Here is a 16,523-nt window from a genome sequence, read left to right as displayed (position 1 = left end):
TTGGCACGCTGTTGAGTTCTCAAGGAACGGACGCTTCCTTTGTACTCACCCTCTCGGGCTTTCCTCCGGGCGCTTCCCTTCGGTCTTGCGTTTCCGACTCTATCAGATCCTTGCGGTTCCGATTTTCGCCGGTGCGTTTCGGCCTTTCGGCTTCTTCGCGGTTCCAACCTTACCAGATCCGCTTGGCGTTTCCGGCCCCCCGTTGGAGCGGGGTTGCTTTCCGGTTCGGCCCTTGCGGGCTTTCCCTTTCGGCGTTTCCGACTCTATCAGATCCTTTTTCGCTTCCCGCTTCTGCGAAGCGGTTTTCGAATTAGGTCCCGATCCCTGTCGGAGGGGGTTTCGCGCCTTCCGGCGTGATCACTACTTTAGCGGTTTTCCGGGCCGGCTCATAATCGAGCCGATCGGTTGAATTTCGGCATGCCGAAATTGTTCCCGAAGGAAGGCCGTGCAGTAATGGGTTGCCGCCGGTGCGGCGTGAGTGGCTGCCGGGAGCCGATGACTCCGTGGCAACTCGGAGGACAGTACACGACGCCCCGGGTTCGTTCAAACCCGCTCATCGGGGCCCTTCTCGGCGTACCTTGGGGCCATGCATACGCGTGCGCTCGTACAGCAGTGGTGGCCCGCCTGACGGCGGCCGACCACAGCGCATGCATGATCACGGCCGCCGCCTCCGGCGGCCGTTCACGTATCTCCCTCCCGTGACCCGGCCGGTCGGCTCGGTGCGGCGGTCTCCACGTAATCGATCGCTCCACGCAATGGAGCGACTGAGCAGGCAAGGGGACCGGAATGACGCGGATCTTCAGCGGTGTGCAGCCCACGGGGCACCTGACGCTGGGCAATTACCTCGGCGCTATGCGGCGGTGGGCCGCGGAGGACCAGTACCGGGCGGACGCGCTGTTCTGCGTGGTCGACCTGCACGCGCTGACCGTCGACCACGATCCGGCGCGGGTGCGGCGGCTCAGTCGGCAGGCGGCGACGCTGCTGCTGGCGTGTGGGCTGGATCCGGAGCGGTGCACGCTGTTCGTGCAGAGCAGGGTGGACGAGCACACGCGGCTCTCGTACCTGATGGAGTGCACGGCCACGGACGGCGAGATGCGGCGCATGATCCAGTACAAGGAGAAGGCGGCGCGGGAACGGGAGCGGGGCGGGAGCGTCCGGTTGTCCTTGCTCACCTATCCGGCGCTGATGGCGGCCGATGTTCTGGCGTACGGGACGGATGAGGTGCCTGTGGGTGAGGACCAGGCGCAGCACGTGGAGCTGGCGCGGGACCTGGCGGTCCGGTTCAACCAGCGGTACGGGCAGACGTTCGTGGTGCCGAGGGCGACGCTGCCGGCGGTGGGCGCGCGGGTGATGGACCTGCAGGAGCCCACGCGGAAGATGGGGAAGTCGCACGTCCGTACGGCGGGAATCGTCTATCTGCTGGACGAGCCGGACGTGGTGCGGAAGAAGGTCATGCGTGCGGTGACGGACGCGGGCAGCGAGGTGGTCTACGACCGGGCGGAGCGGCCCGGGGTCGCGAACCTGCTCGATGTGCTGGCGGCCTGTACGGGCGAGGATCCGCGGGCGCTGGCCGACGGGTACGACTCCTACGGCGCCTTGAAGAAGGACACGGCGGAGGCCGTGGTGGAGACGGTGCGGCCGGTGCGCGAGCGCCATGCGGAGCTGGCCGCTGATCCGGCGTACGTCGACGAGGTGCTGAGCGCCGGGGCCGAGCGGGCCCGGCGGATGGCCCGGCCGCGGGTGGACGCGGCCTACCGGGCGGTGGGGCTGCTGGCTTGAGGGCCCGGCTCGGCTCGGCGGCTGCCAGGAAGGGCAGCCGCCGGGTGGGGTCAGCCGTTGCCGGAGGCCAGGGCGCGGCTGCGGTCCCGCGCTGCTTCGAGAGCGGCGATGAGGGCGGCCCGTACGCCGTGGTTCTCCAGCTCGCGGATGGCGTTGATGGTGGTGCCGGCCGGCGAGGTGACGTTCTCGCGCAGCTTGACCGGGTGCTCGCCGCTGTCGCGGAGCATCACGGCGGCGCCGATGGCGGCCTGGACGATCAGGTCGTGCGCCTTGTCGCGGGGCAGACCGAGCAGGATGCCGGCGTCGGTCATGGCCTCGACGAGGAAGTAGAAGTAGGCCGGGCCGGAGCCGGAGAGGGCGGTGGCAGCGTCCTGCTGGTTCTCGGGGACGCGGAGCGTCTTGCCGACGCCGCCGAAGATCTCCTCGGCGTGCGCGAGGTGCGCGTCGGTGGCGTGGGTGCCGGCGGAGATGACGGACATGGCCTCGTCGACGAGGGCGGGGGTGTTCGTCATGACCCGTACGACGGGGGTCTCCGGGGCCAGCCGCTCCTCGAAGAAGGCGGTGGGGATGCCGGCGGCGCCGCTGATGACGAGACGGTCTGCGGGGACGTGCGGGGCGAGCTCGTCGAGGAGCGCGCCCATGTCCTGCGGCTTGACGGTGAGGATGAGCGTGTCGGCGGCCTTGGCGGCGTCGGCGTTGCTGACGGCCTCGACGCCGTAGCGCTCGCGGAGCTGCGCCGCGCGCTCGGGACGGCGGGCGGTGACCAGCAGGTCGGACGGGGACCAGCCACCGCGGATCATGCCGCTGAGCAGGGCCTCGCCGATCTTTCCTGTGCCTAGGACGGCGACCTTGTGGGACATGCGGTTCACCTCGCCGGTGGGACTTCGTGGTGCGCGCCGGGCGCTCGGTACCGCGTCATCCTCGCATTGGGTGGTGCCAGGTCGCCTGGGCGTTTCACGTTGTGAACCGTGGCGGACCGGGTGCGGCTGCGCCGGGCTGTTCCGGGGCTAGTGCGTGCGGCGGCGGAGGGTGGCGGCGCCGAGGGAGAGGACGAGCAGGGCGCAGCCGGCGACGACGGCGATGTCGCGGAGGAAGCCGGTGGTGACGTCGGGGTGGCGGAGCACTTCGTTCATGGCGTCGGCCGCGTAGGACATCGGGAGGACGTCGGAGAGGGCGGAGAGCACCGGCTGCATGGCGTCGCGCGGGGCGAAGAGGCCGCAGAGCAGGAGCTGCGGCATCAGGACCGCCGGCATGAACTGGACGGCCTGGAACTCGGACGCCGCGAAGGCCGACACGAAGAGGCCGAGGGCCGTGCCGAGGAGGGCGTCCAGGACGGCCACCAGGAGGAGGAGCCAGGGCGAGCCGGCGACGTCCAGGTCCAGCACCCACAGGGCCAGGCCGGTGGCGACGGCCGACTGCACGACGGCGAGCGCGCCGAAGGCGAGGGCGTAGCCCGAGATCAGGTCGGCCTTGCCGAGCGGCATGGCGAGGAGGCGTTCGAGCGTGCCCGAGGCGCGTTCGCGGAGGGTGGCGATGGAGGTCACCAGGAACATGGTGATCATCGGGAAGATGCCGAGGAGGGCGGCGCCGATGGGGTCGAAGGTGCCGGTGCCGGTGGCGCTGTCGAAGACGTAGCGGAGCAGGGTGATCATCACGCTCGGTACGACGAGGAGGAGCGCGATGGTGCGGGGGTCGTGGCGGAGCTGGTGGAGGACGCGGGCGGTGGTGGCCAGGGTGCGGGCCGTGGAGGCCCGGGGTGCGGGGCGCGGCTCGCCGTCGGGGTGCGTGGGGGGCCGGCCGGCTGCCCGCTCACGACTGCTTGCAGCCGTGGTGGCTTCGGGGTCTTCGACCAGTGCGAGGAACGCCGCTTCCACTGTTGGGGTCGTGGGGTCCGTGGTGAGGGCCGCCGGAGTCGTGTCGGCCAGGACGTGGCCCTCGCGCATCAGGAGGAGGCGGTCGCAGCGTTCGGCCTCGTCCATGACGTGGGACGAGACGAGCAGCGTCACGCCGCGGTCGGCGGCGAGGGTGTGGAAGAGGTGCCACAGGTCGCGGCGGAGTACGGGGTCGAGGCCGACGGTCGGCTCGTCCAGGACCAGGAGTTCGGGGTCGCCGAGCAGGGCGACCGCGAGGGAGGCGCGGCTGCGCTGGCCGCCGGAGAGGTTTCCGGCGAGGACGTCGGCGTGCGGGGCCAGGGCGACGTCGGCGAGGACCCGGTCGACGGCCTCCCGGCGGGCGGCGTGGGCGGCCCGGCCCGGGAGCAGGACCTCGGCGAAGTACGCGAGGTTCTGGCGGACGGTGAGGTCGTCGTACACGGACGGCGCCTGGGTGACGTAACCGGTCCGGGGGCGGAGGGACGCGTCGCCGGCGGGCCGGCCGAGGACGTCGAGCGCGCCGTCGACGTGGGCCTGGGTGCCGGCGATGGCGCGCATGAGCGTGGTCTTGCCGCAGCCGGAGGGACCGAGCAGGCCGGTGACGCGGCCGCGCTCGACGTCGAAGTCGAGGGCGGCCAGGACGGTGCGGCCGCCGCGTACCACGGAGAGGCCGCGGGCCCGTACGGCAGGAGCGGGGTCGTTGCCGGGTACATCGGACGCATCCGGTCCGCCCGGCGCGCTCGCCGCACGTAGTGCGCTCCGCGCCGCCCGGCTCTCCTCGGACCCGCTCGCCGCGTCCGGCCCGTGCGTGCCGCCCGACCCACAATTCATCACATGTTGAATAATGCGCCGGGCGGAATCAAGGCGTCAAGGATCGAGGGCGAGGGAACCTGCCGGGGGAGGGCAACCGTTCAGTGAAGACGCATGTGCATGCACATGCGTCGTGTCCTGACCCGTGAGAACCGGACGTTCGGATCGCCCGGTGTGCGGGGGTTCGGTATGCACTCCCGGCGGCCGCCGGAGCGATCGGAGGAGATCGTTCCTCTCCGATAACTCCGCGTTAACTTGACGGTTACACGCGGGCTTGCCGTAGAGGGGTTGCCTTTGGACACAATGGAAGTGACTGTCCACGGACGCCGGAGGGGGCGACGATGGGGAAGCCGGGTACCGCGATACGCCCTGCCCTGGTCATCTTCATTGCCGCACTGCTGACTCTGCTGTCCACGGCCGGTTTTGCCTTTGCCGAGCCCGCCGAGGGCGTAGGCACCCATACCGCCGCGCCCAAGAACAGCGGCTCCGCGCCGGCCGCCGAGACCGTCAAGGCCGCTGTCGAAGGCAGCGGCAAGGGCGAGATCGGGCCCGAGACCTGTCACCTGCGACGGGCCGTCCGCACCTCTGCCGGACCGCCCACGCCGCCCGATCCGCGTGCCTACTGCGTATGCTGCCGCACCGCGCCGGTCGACGATCACGAACCGACCCTCCCGTTGGCGCGTTCGCGCGCCAAATCACTGCAGAGAATCGGTCAAATTCCCCTCACTCTCTGTGTTTTTCGCTGCTGAGGGATGTCAACACGGGCTTCCCCCTTGCCCGCGCACCGCACAACACGGGCGTGACCACGCCAATCACATCTGACCGGAACCGACCGCTGACCGGAACCGACCGCCAGAAACACCGCCCTACTGACGGCTGACGGCGACCGGCCGCGCGGCCCGGCACTTCCGGCCGGCCCGGCGTGCCCACGTCCGCTCCGTACGGGTCCAGCAATCCATCCGCAACAGCTCCTGCCGCAGCACGCACTGCCGGCGGGTACCAGCTGGAGGCATCCTCATGCGCAATTTCGTCGAACGGATCTTCAACTCCCGTCTCGGCCCCCCGGGCACCGACGCACCGCCGGGCTCCCCCGCCCCCCGACGCGGCACCCTCCGCGCCGACTTCACCGCCTCACTGGTGGTCTTCCTCGTCGCCGTGCCGCTCTGCGTCGGCGTCGCCGTGGCCTCCGGCGTGCCCGCCGAACTCGGCCTGGTCACCGGCATCGTGGGCGGTCTGCTCACCGGCCTCCTGCCCGGCTCCAGCCTCCAGGTCAGCGGCCCGGCCGCCGGTCTGACCGTGCTGGTCTTCGAAGCCGTGAAGGAGTACGGCGTCGGCGCGCTCGGCATCCTCGTCCTCGTCGCCGGCCTGCTCCAACTGCTGATGGGCGCGCTGAAGCTCGGCCGGTGGTTCCGCGCCATCTCGGTCGCGGTCGTCCAGGGCATGCTGGCCGGCATCGGCCTCGTACTGATCGCGGGCCAGCTGTACGCCCTCGCCGACGCGAAGGCGCCCGGCAGCGGCCTCGCCAACCTGGGCGGACTGCCCGACCTGTTCATCGACACCGTCGGCTCGAACTCCGCACTGGCCGCGGTGGCGATCGGCGCCGGAACAATAGCCGTACTCGTCCTGTGGCCGCGCTGGAAGAAGGCGGCGAAGGTCCTGCCCGCGCCGCTCGCCGCGGTGGCCCTCGCCACGGTCGCCGTCTTCGCCTTCGACCTGCCCGTCGCCCGCGTCGAGGTACAGGGCCTGCTGGGCGCCATCCAGCCGCCGGGCGCCGACGACTTCTCGCGCGTCGCGGAGTTCGGCGTCATCGGCACCGTCCTCGCCTTCACCCTCATCGCCTCCGCCGAGTCGCTGTTCAGCGCGGCGGCCGTGGACCGGCTGCACGACGGGCCGAAGACGGACTACGACAAGGAACTGATGGCCCAGGGCGCGGGCAACACCGTGTGCGGTGTGCTCGGCGCGCTCCCGATGACCGCGGTGATCGTGCGCAGCTCCGCCAATGTGTCGGCCGGCGCCAAGACCAAGGCCTCGCGCGTGCTGCACGGTGTGTGGCTGCTGGTGTTCGCCGCCGCCTTCCCGGCCGCGCTGGGCGTCATCCCGGTGGCCGCGCTGGCCGGTGTCCTGGTGCACGCGGGCTGGAAGCTGATGCCGCTGAAGGAGATCGGTCCGCTGTGGCGGGAGCACCGCGGCGAGGCCATCGTGCTCGCGTCGACCGCGATCGCCATCGTGGTCACCAACATGTTCGAAGGCGTGCTGATCGGTCTGCTCATGGCGGTCGCGAAGACGGCCTGGGAGACCTCGCACGTGCACCTGGAGGTGTCCGGCGACGGCATCGACGGCGGCGCCCGCGAGCAGCAGAGCCTCGTGGTGGCCAAGTCGGTGCCCGGTGGCGGTTCCGTGGCGACCGGGGGCGTGGCGACCTCCACGATCGAGGACGCCGAGCCCACCACCGCCACGGCCGCGGGGCCGGTCCGCGTACGCGCCGTCGGCAACGCCACCTTCCTGCGGCTGCCGCGCCTCCTCGACCAGCTGGAGGAGCTGCCCGCCGACCGGGAGATCCAGCTGGACCTCTCGGGCCTGCGCCACCTCGACCACGCCTGCGAGGCGGCCCTCCTCTCGTGGGCCGAACAGCGCCGCCGCCAGCTCGCCGAGCCGGCCGGTGTGAGCATCGATCACATGCCGGTGCGCGGCGCGGTCTCCTGACCCGCCGCCCCTGAAGCAGGGCGCTCGTCCTGGGAGATCCCCCTGGTGGCGGAACAGGTCCCCGTCACCGGGGGGATACAGGAATCCGTACGACCCCATAAGGTCAGCGCGATCTCCCCCGTCCCCCACACCCCAGGACTCTCCCGTGAAACGCCGGCCCCTGCGCGCCTGCGGCGCGACCGCCGCTCTGTCCGTGGCACTTCTGCTGTCCTCCTGCACCTCCGAGGTCACGGCCGGCACCGCCGGTACCGCGGCCGTGGACGGCCGGGACACTCTCGACGATCCGCTCTTCCCCGCCCTCGGCAACGGCGGCTACGACGTACACCACTACGCCCTGGGCCTGGACTACGACGTGCGGCACGGCACGCTCGACGCCACCGCCCGCCTCACCTCCCGGGCCCGGCAGCGCCTGGCGTCCTTCTCCCTCGATCTGCACGGCCTGAAGGTGACGCGCGTTCAGGTCGACGGTGCGCGCGCCGACTTCTCCCGGCGGGGCGACAAGCTGCGGGTACGCCCCGCCGAGCCGCTCGCGAAGGGGCGCACCTTCCGCACCACCATCGCGTACGAGGGCCGCCCCTCGGACTTCGCCGATCCCGACGGGTCGACGGAGGGGTGGGTGCGCACGGCGGACGGGGCGTTCGTCGTCGGCGAGCCGGCCGGGTCGCAGACCTGGTTCCCCGGCAACCACCACCCGAGCGACAAGGCGTCGTACGACATCACCGTCACCGTTCCCGAGGGGTACACCGCCGTCGCCAACGGCGAGCTGCGGAGCCGGAAGCAGGCATCGGGCGGGCGTACCACGTTCCGCTGGCACAGCGCCGAGCCGATGGCGTCGTACCTCGCCACCGCCACCGTCGGGAAGTTCCGGGTCCGGACGGGCCGGACGGCGGAGGGCCTGCCGCTGTACATGGCCGTCGACCCCAAGGAGGCGCGGAAGAGCGCCGCGCCGCTGGGCCGCCTGGCGGAGATCGTGTCCTGGGAGTCGAAGGTCTTCGGCCGCTATCCCTTCTCCTCCGCCGGGGCCATCGTCGACCACCCGCCCAAGAGCGTGGACTACGCCCTGGAGACGCAGACCAAGCCGATCTACTCCGGTGCCCCCGACGAGCTGACGGTGGTGCACGAGATGGCGCACCAGTGGTTCGGCGACTCGGTGACGCCGGAGACCTGGCAGGACATCTGGCTCAACGAGGGCTTCGCGACGTACACGGAGTGGCTGTGGGCGGAGCGGCACGGCGGCCGGTCGCCGCAGCAGGAGTTCGACCGGCATTACCGGCAGCCGGGCGAAGCGCCGCTGTGGGAGTTCCCGCCCGGCCGCCCGGGCAAGGCGGAGAACGTGATGGAGACGCCGGTGTACGAGCGCGGCGCGATGGTCCTCCAGCAGCTGCGGAACGCGGTGGGCGACCGGACGTTCTTCCGCATCCTGAAGGAGTGGCCCGCCGAGTACCGGCACCGCACGGCCGGGACGAAGGACTTCATCGCGTTCTGCGAGAAGCGCGCGCACAAGGACCTGTCGGGCCTGTTCGACACCTGGCTGTACGGGGCGGGGAAGCCGGACCGGACGTACTGAGCCCGGCCCCGCCCGCGCTCAGCCGACCCAGGGCAGCAGCCGCGCCGCGCCCGGCCGACGGCGGGCCAGCCGGAGGACGGCGTACGCGCTGCGCACGACGGTCTCCTTGGTGCGGGCGGCCGCGCGACCGGTGAGGATCCGCTCGTACGGGGTGTCGTCGGCGCGTACCGCTTGGATCAGGCCGTCGCGCCGGCCGAGGCTGACGCACTGGACGAAGAACCGGTAGGTCAGCGGCGGCGGTTCGGTGCCGCGGGCCTCGGCGAGGAGTGCGGTGGCCACGTGCGAGCCGGTCGGCAGGGCGGTGGCGCAGGCCATGCGGAGCGCGCCGGCGGCCGGGGCGTGGGCGGCGGCAGCGTCGCCCGCGACGTAGATGTCCGGGTGGCTGCGGGAGCGCAGCGCCGCGTCCACGGCGATCCGGCCCGACTCCTCGACCGCGAGCCCCGCCGCGCGCGCGAGGCCGGTGGCGGGCACCATCGCGCCGGCCCACACCAGCACGTCGGCGTCGGTGCCGTCGGTCACCCGGTGGCCCTCCTCGGTGTGTACGCCGAGCCGGCCGAGCACCGCACGTACGTGGTCCCGGCCGCGTGCGGACAGTCCGGCGCCGAGCACGCCGGCGGTCAGCAGCCGCACCCGCCAGCCGGGCCGGGCCTCGGCCAGCTCGGCGGCCAGCTCGATGCCGGTGAGGCCGCCGCCGGCGACGGCCAGCGTGCCGGGCCCGTCCTGGAGCCGTTTGTGCAGCTCGGCGGCGGTTTCCGGGGTGAAGGCCCGAGGGTCGGGCGCGGGGGCCGTACGGCTGCCGAGGGCGTACACCAGGCGGTCGTAGCCGAGGGTGCGGCCGTCGTCCGTGGCGACCGTACGGGCCTCGGGGTCGAGCGCGGTGGCGCGGGCGGTGACCGCACGGACGCCGGTGCCGCGCAGCAGGGCGGTACGGGAGTGGGTGATGTCGGGGCGGCCGGCGGCGAGCTCGTGCCGGCGGACGCGTTCGGTGAAGCGGTCGGCCGGGTCGACGAGGGTGACCCGGGCGTGCGGGGCGAGGCGGAGCGCCGCGAGGGTGCCGGCGTATCCCCCGCCGAGCACCACGACCCGCGGCGCGGTCAGCTGTCGCTGCTTCTGCATGGTGTCCTCCTGGTGTTCCGGCCGGTGTGCCGGTGACACCAGGGGGACGGGACGGGCGGGCGAAGTGTGACGGGGCGGGGAGGGGCGTGCGTCACAGCGTGTCGAAGTCCAGGTGCGCGAGCTTCTCCGGGTTGACCACGGCGGCCACCTCGGTGATCCGTCCCGCGTGGACGGTGAAGCCGAAGACGGCGGCCCGCCCGTGCGGCGGGTCGACGAAGACCAGGCCGGTGGCGCCGTTGACCTCGCGCAGCGAGACCCGCATGGTCCGCCGGTCGAAGCCGCGGACCAGGCCCTGTGCGAAGCGGGCGACCTTCTCGCGGCCGAGCACCGGCTTGCGGGCAGCGGGCAGCTTGCCGCCGCCGTCCGAGCGCCACACCACGTCGGGGTCCAGCACGCCCAGCAGCGTCTCCAGGCCGCCGCCCATCACGGCGGCGAGGAACGCCTCCACCGTGCGGCGGTGTTCGGCGCGGTCGACGGTGCGGCGCGGCGCCTCGGCCCGGACCCGGCGGCGGGCACGCGCGGCCAGTTGCCGTACGGACTCCGGAGTGCGGCCGACGACCTCGGCGATCTCCGGGAAGGGCACGGCGAAGACGTCGTGCAGGACGAAGGCGGTGCGTTCGGCGGGGGTGAGCCGCTCCAGGACGGTGAGCAGGGCGAGGCCCACCGACTCGTCCAGGGTGATCCGGTCCTCTGGCAGCCCGGGCGGCTCCGGGGCCGCGCCGTCGGTGACCACCGGCTCCGGGAGCCAGGGGCCGACGTAGGTCTCGCGGCGGGCGCGGGCCGAGCCCAGCTGGTCGTAGCAGATGCGGCTGACGGTCGTGGTCAGGTACGCGCGGGGGTTGGCCACCTCCCCGGCGGGGCGGGACTGCCAGCGCAGCCAGGCCTCCTGGACCGCGTCGTCGGCATCGCTGACCGTGCCCATGATCCGGTACGCGACGGCCCACAGCCGGGGCCGGTGCGCCTCGAACTCGGCGAGCGGGTCGGTGTCCATCTGCTCCTCCTGGTGCCGGCTCCGTACGGGACGCGTGTGGCCCCGTACTGCGGACGAAACGGCGCCGGGAGGTGTGACACCCTGGAGGTCAGCGGCGCTTCTTGCCCTTGCCGCCGGTCTTGGCGCCGCTCTTGGCACCGCTCTTCGCGCCCGCCTTGCGCGCCGCCGGGTTGCCCGTGCGGGCGGTGCGCCGGCGGGCGTGGCGCTCGCGGGCCGCCTCGTACTCCGCGCGGTGCAGCTTCTCGCCGGGCGCCTCGATCAGCGCGCGGCAGAAATAGGCCAGCAGCGAGCCGATGAAACCGATCATCATCAGGCTCTGCGCGGACTTCTCGGCCTTCTCGGCGGCGCGGTCGGCGGCCGGCTCGCGGTGCCGGACGAACCCCTCCCACGTACGGCGGAAGGCGAGCACGCTGCACACCGCGAAGCAGACCACGATCAGGACGTTCACCAGCGAGCCGACCTCGGCGACCGCCAGGCCCTCGAAGGCGAAGCGCAGCACGAACGCGCCGAGCACGGCCAGCACGAGCGCGCCGAGGGCCACGCCCGCGCGGCGCAGCGCGTAGCCGCCGTCGTGGTGGACCCAGGTCGTCCCGAAGAACCGGAGGGCGACCGGCTCGGGCCCGGCCGGATCGTCGGCCGGACTCTTGTGCTCCTCGCTCATGCCGTCGATTATCCCCGGCCGTCGCCGCCGCCCCCGGTCGGCCCGGCGCGGCGCCCGCCGGTCAGCTCCCGCAGACCGGGGCGACCAGACCGCTGCTCCCGGTGTACACGTACGCGTCGGAGACGTACTGGCCGCTGCCGATGCAGTCCCAGATGTCACTGGTGCCGTACGGGCCGATGACGCGCTGGCCGTGGCGCTGGCAGCGGATCGGGACCGAGGAGCCGGCCGGCAGGGTACGGACGACCGCGGCGCCGGTGCTCGGGCCGCTGCGGACGTTGAGGCGGTAGCCCGGGGCGACCGGGTAACTGCGGTAGGCCGATACGGTGCCGGCCGCTTCGGCCGCGCTGTCGACGGTGTTCTCCTGCGTGCTCATCTCGCACTCCCCCGTGGAATGTCGTGTAAATGTCCGCCCGGCCGCGGGGCCGATTTTCGGTCACCCGCGCCGAACCGCTCGACGACTCGAACGAGAGCAGGCTAGCAAGCGGTGTCCGGGCCGCAGCCGTTATCCACTAGGCTCCGAGCGTCGCATCTGCGGCCGTTTGCGCGGCCGAATACACGGGGGTGGGGAGATGCCGCCGCTGCGGAGTTCCGGCGTCGGACCGGAAGCGGAGCATCCGGAATACGCGGGGAACTACCGGCTGGAAAAGCTGCTCGGTTCGGGCGGTATGGGCGTGGTGCACCTGGCGCGTTCGGCGTCCGGGCTGCGGCTCGCCGTGAAGGTGGTGCACGGGGAATTCGCGCAGGACCCGGAGTTCCGCGGCCGGTTCCGCCAGGAGGTGGCGGCGGCGCGGCGGGTCAGCGGCGCGTTCACGGCGCCGGTCGTGGACGCCGATCCCGACAGCGAACGCCCGTGGATGGCGACGCTCTACATTCCCGGCCCCACGCTTTCCTCCCATGTGAAGCGGAACGGCCCGCTGGCCCTGGACGAGATACGGAAGCTGGGCGCCGGACTGGCGGAGGCGCTCCGCGACATCCACCGTGCGGGCGTGGTGCACCGCGATCTGAAGCCGAGCAATGTCCTGCTGGCGCCGGACGGCCCGAAAGTCATCGATTTCGGCATTTCCCGACCGTCCGACAGCGAAATGCGGACGGAAACCGGCAAATTGATCGGGACGCCGCCTTTCATGGCGCCCGAACAGTTCCAGCGGCCGCGCGAAGTGGGACCGGCGGCGGATGTGTTCGCGCTGGGTTCGGTACTGGTGCACGCCGCGACCGGGAGCGGCCCGTTCGACTCGGAGAGCCCGTACCTCGTCGCGTACCAGGTGGTCCACGACGAGGCGGACCTCGCGGGCGTGCCGGAGGAGCTGGCGCCGCTGCTGCGCAGCTGCCTGGCGAAGGACCCGGCGGACCGGCCGACGCCGAGCCAGCTGATGGCCCGGCTCCGCGTCGACCTGCCGACGGAGCTGAACCTCGACCCGCTGCACGAGCCGCCCGCCACCGCGCTCGCCACCGGCCCCTGCTCCGGTCCTGGCTCCCTCTACGGCCCGGAGTCGCTCCTGGAGCCCGACTCGACCCTCGACGCGCCCGAGCCGGTGGCCGCGGCGGCCGTACCCGAAGCGGCCGTACACGAAGCGCGGGCCGCCGCCGCGGACGCGGCCCCGCGCATACCGGCCCAGCGCGCCCCCTCCGAGGCCGTCCCCACCCATGTGCGGGCCAGGCCGCCGGCGACGCCGCCCCCTGCGGACGCCTCCCCGGTCGCCGGCTCCCCCGCGCCGCGCCGGCCGCGTCGCTGGGCGGCCTGGGCGGCGGTCGCCGCTGTGATCGTCGGCGGGGGCGGCTTCCTCGGCGTACGGGCGCTGCTCCCGGCGGACGTCCCGCAGGTGAGGGCCGGCGCGACGGGCACGGCCGAACCGTTCCACCCGTGGCGCACCGCGCTGCTCGAACGGCCGGCCGGCCACGCCGCCGAGATGCCGTTCTGCTCCTTCGCGCCGCGCACCGCGCCCTCCGCCACGGAGGCCGTACCGGGGCTCTTCTGTGCCCAGCGGGACGTGCGGGCCGCGCGGCTGGAGCCGGAGCACGGCGCCGTGACGTGGCGGCTGCCCGCGGGGCCCGCCGCCGACACCGACCTGCCGCCGGCCGCGCCGGTGTTCTCCGGCGGGCTGCTGTACGCCCTGTCCGCCGACGGCAAGCGGCTCGACGCCTTCGATCCCTCGGCGGACGGCAAGGGCGCCCGGCGCTGGACCAAGGACGTCTCCGCGTACCACGGGCAGGTCGCCGTCGTGGGCGACGCCGTGCTGCTCACGGCGGCCGACGGCACCGTCACCGCGCTGGACAGCCGGACGCACGAGGAGCGGTGGAGCCGCGCGTTCCCGGGGCACGCGCTGCCCCGTTTCCGTACCTACGGGGGCGGGTCCACCGCGTACACGGCCACCGTGCAGGACGGCGGGCGCACCCTCGTCACGGCGATCGGCCTCGCCAAGGGGGCCGTCCGGTGGGAGAAGGCGCTGCCCGGGGCGCTCACCCCGGCAGGGCCGGGCAGCGGCGGCGCGCTCTTCCTGACCGCGGCCGCGCCGGATTCCCGTACGGAGGCGGTGGTGCGGTACGACCCGGAGCGCGGCGCGGTGCGCAAGTACCGCCTGGAGGCGCCGCTGGACGACGCGCTCACCGTGGTGCGCGGCGGCACTGTCTACCTGCTGGCCTACGGGGGCACGCTGCAGGCGGTGGGCGCGCGTACCTGGTCGGTGGAGACCTCCGTCAGCCGCGGTTCGCAGCCGGTGGTGGCCGGTGACCGGCTGTACTTCAGCGCGCCCGACGGGCGGCTGCTGGCGGTGGACACCCGGCGCGGGGCGATGCTCGGGCAGACCGAGCCGCGGCTGGCCACGGGGCGCGGCGGCTTCCTGGAGACGGTGCCGTCGCCGGTGCTGGACCCGGCCGCGCGCCGGATCTTCGCCTCGGCCCCGGACGGCACGGTCTTCGGCGTGGACGCGGCGCAGCCCGGCCGCTGGTAGCCGGTACGCGAACGCCCCCGGCATACGGAGGCCCGTGTGCCGGGGGCGCGTGCGGCGTGGGGTCAGCCGAGCTTGCTGACGTCCCGGACCGCGCCGCGGTCGGCGCTGGTGGCCATCGCGGCGTAGGCGCGCAGGGCCTGCGAGACCTTGCGCTCGCGGTTCTTCGGCGCGTAGACGCCGTTCAGGGCCTCGCGGCGGGCGGCCAGCGTGGCCTCGTCGACGGCCAGCTCGATCGAGCGCTCCGGGATGTTGATCTTGATCAGGTCGCCGTCCTCGACCAGCGCGATGGTGCCGCCGGCCGCCGCCTCCGGGGAGGCGTGGCCGATGGACAGGCCGGACGTGCCGCCGGAGAAGCGGCCGTCGGTGACCAGCGCGCAGGCCTTGCCCAGGCCGCGGCCCTTGAGGAAGGAGGTCGGGTACAGCATCTCCTGCATGCCAGGGCCGCCCTTGGGGCCCTCGTAGCGGATGACGACCACGTCGCCCTCCTTGACCTCCTTGTTCAGGATGCGCTCGACGGCCTCCTCCTGGGACTCGCAGACCACGGCGGGGCCCTCGAAGACCAGGATCGACTCGTCGACGCCGGCGGTCTTCACGACGCAGCCGTCCTCGGCGATGTTGCCGCGCAGCACCGCCAGGCCGCCGTCCTTGGAGTAGGCCTCCGCCACGGAGCGGATGCAGCCGTTCGCCGCGTCGGTGTCCAGCGAGTCCCAGCGCTCGGACTGGGAGAACGCCGTCGCCGAGCGCTTGCAGCCGGGCGCCGCGTGGAACAGCTCGACGGCCTCCGGGGAGGGCGAGCCGCCGCGGATGTCCCACTCCTTGAGCCAGTCGGCCAGGGAGTCGGCGTGCACGGAGGACACGTCCTCGTTGAGCAGCCCGCCGCGGAACAGCTCGCCCAGGATGGCCGGGATGCCCCCCGCGCGGTGCACGTCCTCCATGTAGTACGTGCCCTGCGGCGCGACGTTCGGCGCGACCTTGGAGAGGCAGGGGACGCGGCGGGAGACCGCGTCGATGTCGGTCAGGCCGAAGTCCTGGCCCGCCTCCTGGGCCGCGGCCAGCAGGTGCAGGATCGTGTTGGTCGAGCCGCCCATGGCGATGTCCAGCGCCATGGCGTTCTCGAAGGCCGCGCGGGAGCCGACGTTACGGGGCAGGACGGTCTCGTCGTCCTGCTCGTAGTAGCGCTTGGTGATGTCCACGACCGTCTGCCCGGCACGCTCGTACAGCGCCTTGCGGGCGGTGTGGGTGGCGAGCACGGAGCCGTTGCCCGGCAGGGCCAGGCCCATGGCCTCGGTCAGGCAGTTCATCGAGTTGGCGGTGAACATGCCGGAACAGGAGCCGCAGGTCGGGCAGGCGTTGTTCTCGATCCGGAGGATGTCCTCGTCGGAGACGTTCTCGTTGACCGCGTCGGAGATCGCGTCGATCAGGTCCAGCTTGCGGACCGTGCCGTTGACCAGCGTGGCCCGGCCGGCCTCCATCGGGCCGCCGGAGACGAAGACCGTGGGGATGTTCAGCCGCATCGCGGCCATCAGCATGCCCGGGGTGATCTTGTCGCAGTTGGAGATGCAGATCAGGGCGTCGGCGCAGTGCGCCTCGACCATGTACTCCACGGAGTCGGCGATCAGGTCGCGGGAGGGCAGCGAGTAGAGCATGCCGCCGTGGCCCATCGCGATGCCGTCGTCCACGGCGATGGTGTTGAACTCCCGGGCGATGCCGCCCGCCTCCTGGATCGCCTCGGAGACGATCCGGCCGATCGGCGCGAGGTGGGTGTGGCCCGGCACGAACTCGGTGAAGCTGTTGGCCACCGCGATGATCGGCTTCCGGCCGATGTCCGCGCCCGCTACGCCCGAGGCCTGCATAAGGGCACGGGCGCCCGCCATGTTGCGGCCGTGGGTAACGGTGCGGGACCTCAGCTCAGGCACGATGGTCACTCCCTTGGGATTCGGTGGACTCGCCGCCACGCAGGCGCCTCGCGGGGCCCTTCGCCGGGCCTCCGGCCTGCGGCGCAGTCACGTCACGGCAGTCACATATCAGCTGATCCGAGACTACGCCTCCGATCCAAGATCTGGACAGCCCCTCCGGA

12 protein-coding genes and 1 pseudogene are annotated in these 16,523 nt (G+C 72.7%); 5 read left to right on the top strand and 8 right to left on the bottom strand.

All coding sequences use genetic code 11. The features are described from left to right. The first annotated feature begins 786 nt into the window (after positions 1–786). The gene (trpS, locus tag ACIGQF_RS27120; RefSeq protein WP_399715081.1) at positions 787–1,779 is read left to right on the top strand and encodes a tryptophan--tRNA ligase; all 993 of its coding nucleotides are present in this window, start codon (positions 787–789) and stop codon (positions 1,777–1,779) included. A gap of 50 nt (positions 1,780–1,829) precedes the next feature. Here trpS and proC read toward each other — a convergent pair whose 3' ends face one another. The 3 genes and pseudogenes from proC to ACIGQF_RS27105 all read right to left on the bottom strand — a co-directional run. Beyond that, positions 1,830–2,639 carry a pyrroline-5-carboxylate reductase gene (proC, locus tag ACIGQF_RS27115; RefSeq protein WP_399715078.1) on the bottom strand — a complete coding sequence of 270 codons (810 nt, stop codon included), beginning with the start codon at positions 2,637–2,639 and terminating at the stop codon, positions 1,830–1,832. A 147-nt stretch (positions 2,640–2,786) separates the two neighbouring features. Continuing rightward, entirely contained in the window at positions 2,787–3,722 is a 936-nt protein-coding gene (locus ACIGQF_RS27110) for an ABC transporter permease (protein WP_399715128.1), read from the bottom strand. Positions 3,723–3,773: 51 nt separating this feature from the next. Continuing rightward, positions 3,774–4,481, bottom strand: a pseudogene (locus ACIGQF_RS27105) (ABC transporter ATP-binding protein); the annotation flags it as partial. A gap of 320 nt (positions 4,482–4,801) precedes the next feature. Here ACIGQF_RS27105 and ACIGQF_RS27100 point away from each other — a divergent pair. The 3 genes from ACIGQF_RS27100 (at position 4,802) to ACIGQF_RS27090 (ending at position 8,730) form a co-directional block, all read left to right on the top strand. Further along, complete coding sequence (locus ACIGQF_RS27100; RefSeq protein WP_399715075.1) at positions 4,802–5,209, top strand: hypothetical protein; 408 nt, start codon at positions 4,802–4,804, stop codon at positions 5,207–5,209. Positions 5,210–5,477: 268 nt separating this feature from the next. Continuing rightward, positions 5,478–7,163, top strand: a complete 1,686-nt coding sequence (locus tag ACIGQF_RS27095) for a SulP family inorganic anion transporter (RefSeq protein WP_399715072.1) — start codon at positions 5,478–5,480, stop codon at positions 7,161–7,163. A 145-nt stretch (positions 7,164–7,308) separates the two neighbouring features. Further along, the gene (locus ACIGQF_RS27090) at positions 7,309–8,730 is read left to right on the top strand and encodes a M1 family metallopeptidase (protein WP_399715070.1); all 1,422 of its coding nucleotides are present in this window, start codon (positions 7,309–7,311) and stop codon (positions 8,728–8,730) included. A gap of 18 nt (positions 8,731–8,748) precedes the next feature. Here ACIGQF_RS27090 and ACIGQF_RS27085 read toward each other — a convergent pair whose 3' ends face one another. The 4 genes from ACIGQF_RS27085 to ACIGQF_RS27070 all read right to left on the bottom strand — a co-directional run bounded on the left by ACIGQF_RS27085 (position 8,749) and on the right by ACIGQF_RS27070 (position 11,871). Further along, a complete protein-coding gene (locus tag ACIGQF_RS27085) occupies positions 8,749–9,846 on the bottom strand; it encodes an NAD(P)/FAD-dependent oxidoreductase (protein ID WP_399715068.1) in 1,098 nt (365 codons plus the stop codon). 91 nt (positions 9,847–9,937) lie between these two features. Further along, the gene (gene sigJ, locus ACIGQF_RS27080; protein WP_399715066.1) at positions 9,938–10,837 is read right to left on the bottom strand and encodes an RNA polymerase sigma factor SigJ; all 900 of its coding nucleotides are present in this window, start codon (positions 10,835–10,837) and stop codon (positions 9,938–9,940) included. Between the two features lie 88 nt (positions 10,838–10,925). Next, positions 10,926–11,498, bottom strand: coding sequence for a hypothetical protein (locus ACIGQF_RS27075; RefSeq protein ID WP_399715063.1), 573 nt, complete (start codon positions 11,496–11,498; stop codon positions 10,926–10,928). A 61-nt stretch (positions 11,499–11,559) separates the two neighbouring features. Further along, the gene (locus ACIGQF_RS27070; protein ID WP_361552471.1) at positions 11,560–11,871 is read right to left on the bottom strand and encodes an SH3 domain-containing protein; all 312 of its coding nucleotides are present in this window, start codon (positions 11,869–11,871) and stop codon (positions 11,560–11,562) included. A gap of 196 nt (positions 11,872–12,067) precedes the next feature. On the opposite strand from ACIGQF_RS27070, the gene ACIGQF_RS27065 reads away from it, so the two are divergent. Further along, the gene (locus tag ACIGQF_RS27065) at positions 12,068–14,446 is read left to right on the top strand and encodes a PQQ-binding-like beta-propeller repeat protein (protein ID WP_399715060.1); all 2,379 of its coding nucleotides are present in this window, start codon (positions 12,068–12,070) and stop codon (positions 14,444–14,446) included. Between the two features lie 62 nt (positions 14,447–14,508). On the opposite strand, the gene ilvD is transcribed toward ACIGQF_RS27065, so the two are convergent. Continuing rightward, entirely contained in the window at positions 14,509–16,362 is a 1,854-nt protein-coding gene (ilvD, locus tag ACIGQF_RS27060) for a dihydroxy-acid dehydratase (protein ID WP_399715058.1), read from the bottom strand. Positions 16,363–16,523 lie beyond the last annotated feature (161 nt).

It is taken from the genome of Streptomyces sp. NPDC053560 (assembly GCF_044544605.1).
In the GTDB taxonomy this organism is placed as follows: Bacteria; Actinomycetota; Actinomycetes; order Streptomycetales; family Streptomycetaceae; genus Streptomyces.
The sequence above is the reverse complement of the archived record's forward strand: the minus strand, read 5'-3'. Positions and strand labels throughout refer to the sequence as shown.

Excerpts from the sequence above, each read along its gene's own strand:
- trpS (WP_399715081.1), top strand. The coding sequence starts at position 787 with ATGACGCGGATCTTCAGCGGTGTGCAGCCCACGGGGCACCTGACGCTG.
- ACIGQF_RS27065 (WP_399715060.1), top strand. The coding sequence starts at position 12,068 with ATGCCGCCGCTGCGGAGTTCCGGCGTCGGACCGGAAGCGGAGCATCCG.
- proC (WP_399715078.1), bottom strand. The coding sequence starts at position 2,639 with ATGTCCCACAAGGTCGCCGTCCTAGGCACAGGAAAGATCGGCGAGGCC.
- ACIGQF_RS27085 (WP_399715068.1), bottom strand. The coding sequence starts at position 9,846 with ATGCAGAAGCAGCGACAGCTGACCGCGCCGCGGGTCGTGGTGCTCGGC.
- ACIGQF_RS27110 (WP_399715128.1), bottom strand. The coding sequence starts at position 3,722 with ATGCGCGAGGGCCACGTCCTGGCCGACACGACTCCGGCGGCCCTCACC.
- ACIGQF_RS27095 (WP_399715072.1), top strand. The coding sequence starts at position 5,478 with ATGCGCAATTTCGTCGAACGGATCTTCAACTCCCGTCTCGGCCCCCCG.
- sigJ (WP_399715066.1), bottom strand. The coding sequence starts at position 10,837 with ATGGACACCGACCCGCTCGCCGAGTTCGAGGCGCACCGGCCCCGGCTG.
- ACIGQF_RS27100 (WP_399715075.1), top strand. The coding sequence starts at position 4,802 with ATGGGGAAGCCGGGTACCGCGATACGCCCTGCCCTGGTCATCTTCATT.
- ACIGQF_RS27075 (WP_399715063.1), bottom strand. The coding sequence starts at position 11,498 with ATGAGCGAGGAGCACAAGAGTCCGGCCGACGATCCGGCCGGGCCCGAG.
- ACIGQF_RS27070 (WP_361552471.1), bottom strand. The coding sequence starts at position 11,871 with ATGAGCACGCAGGAGAACACCGTCGACAGCGCGGCCGAAGCGGCCGGC.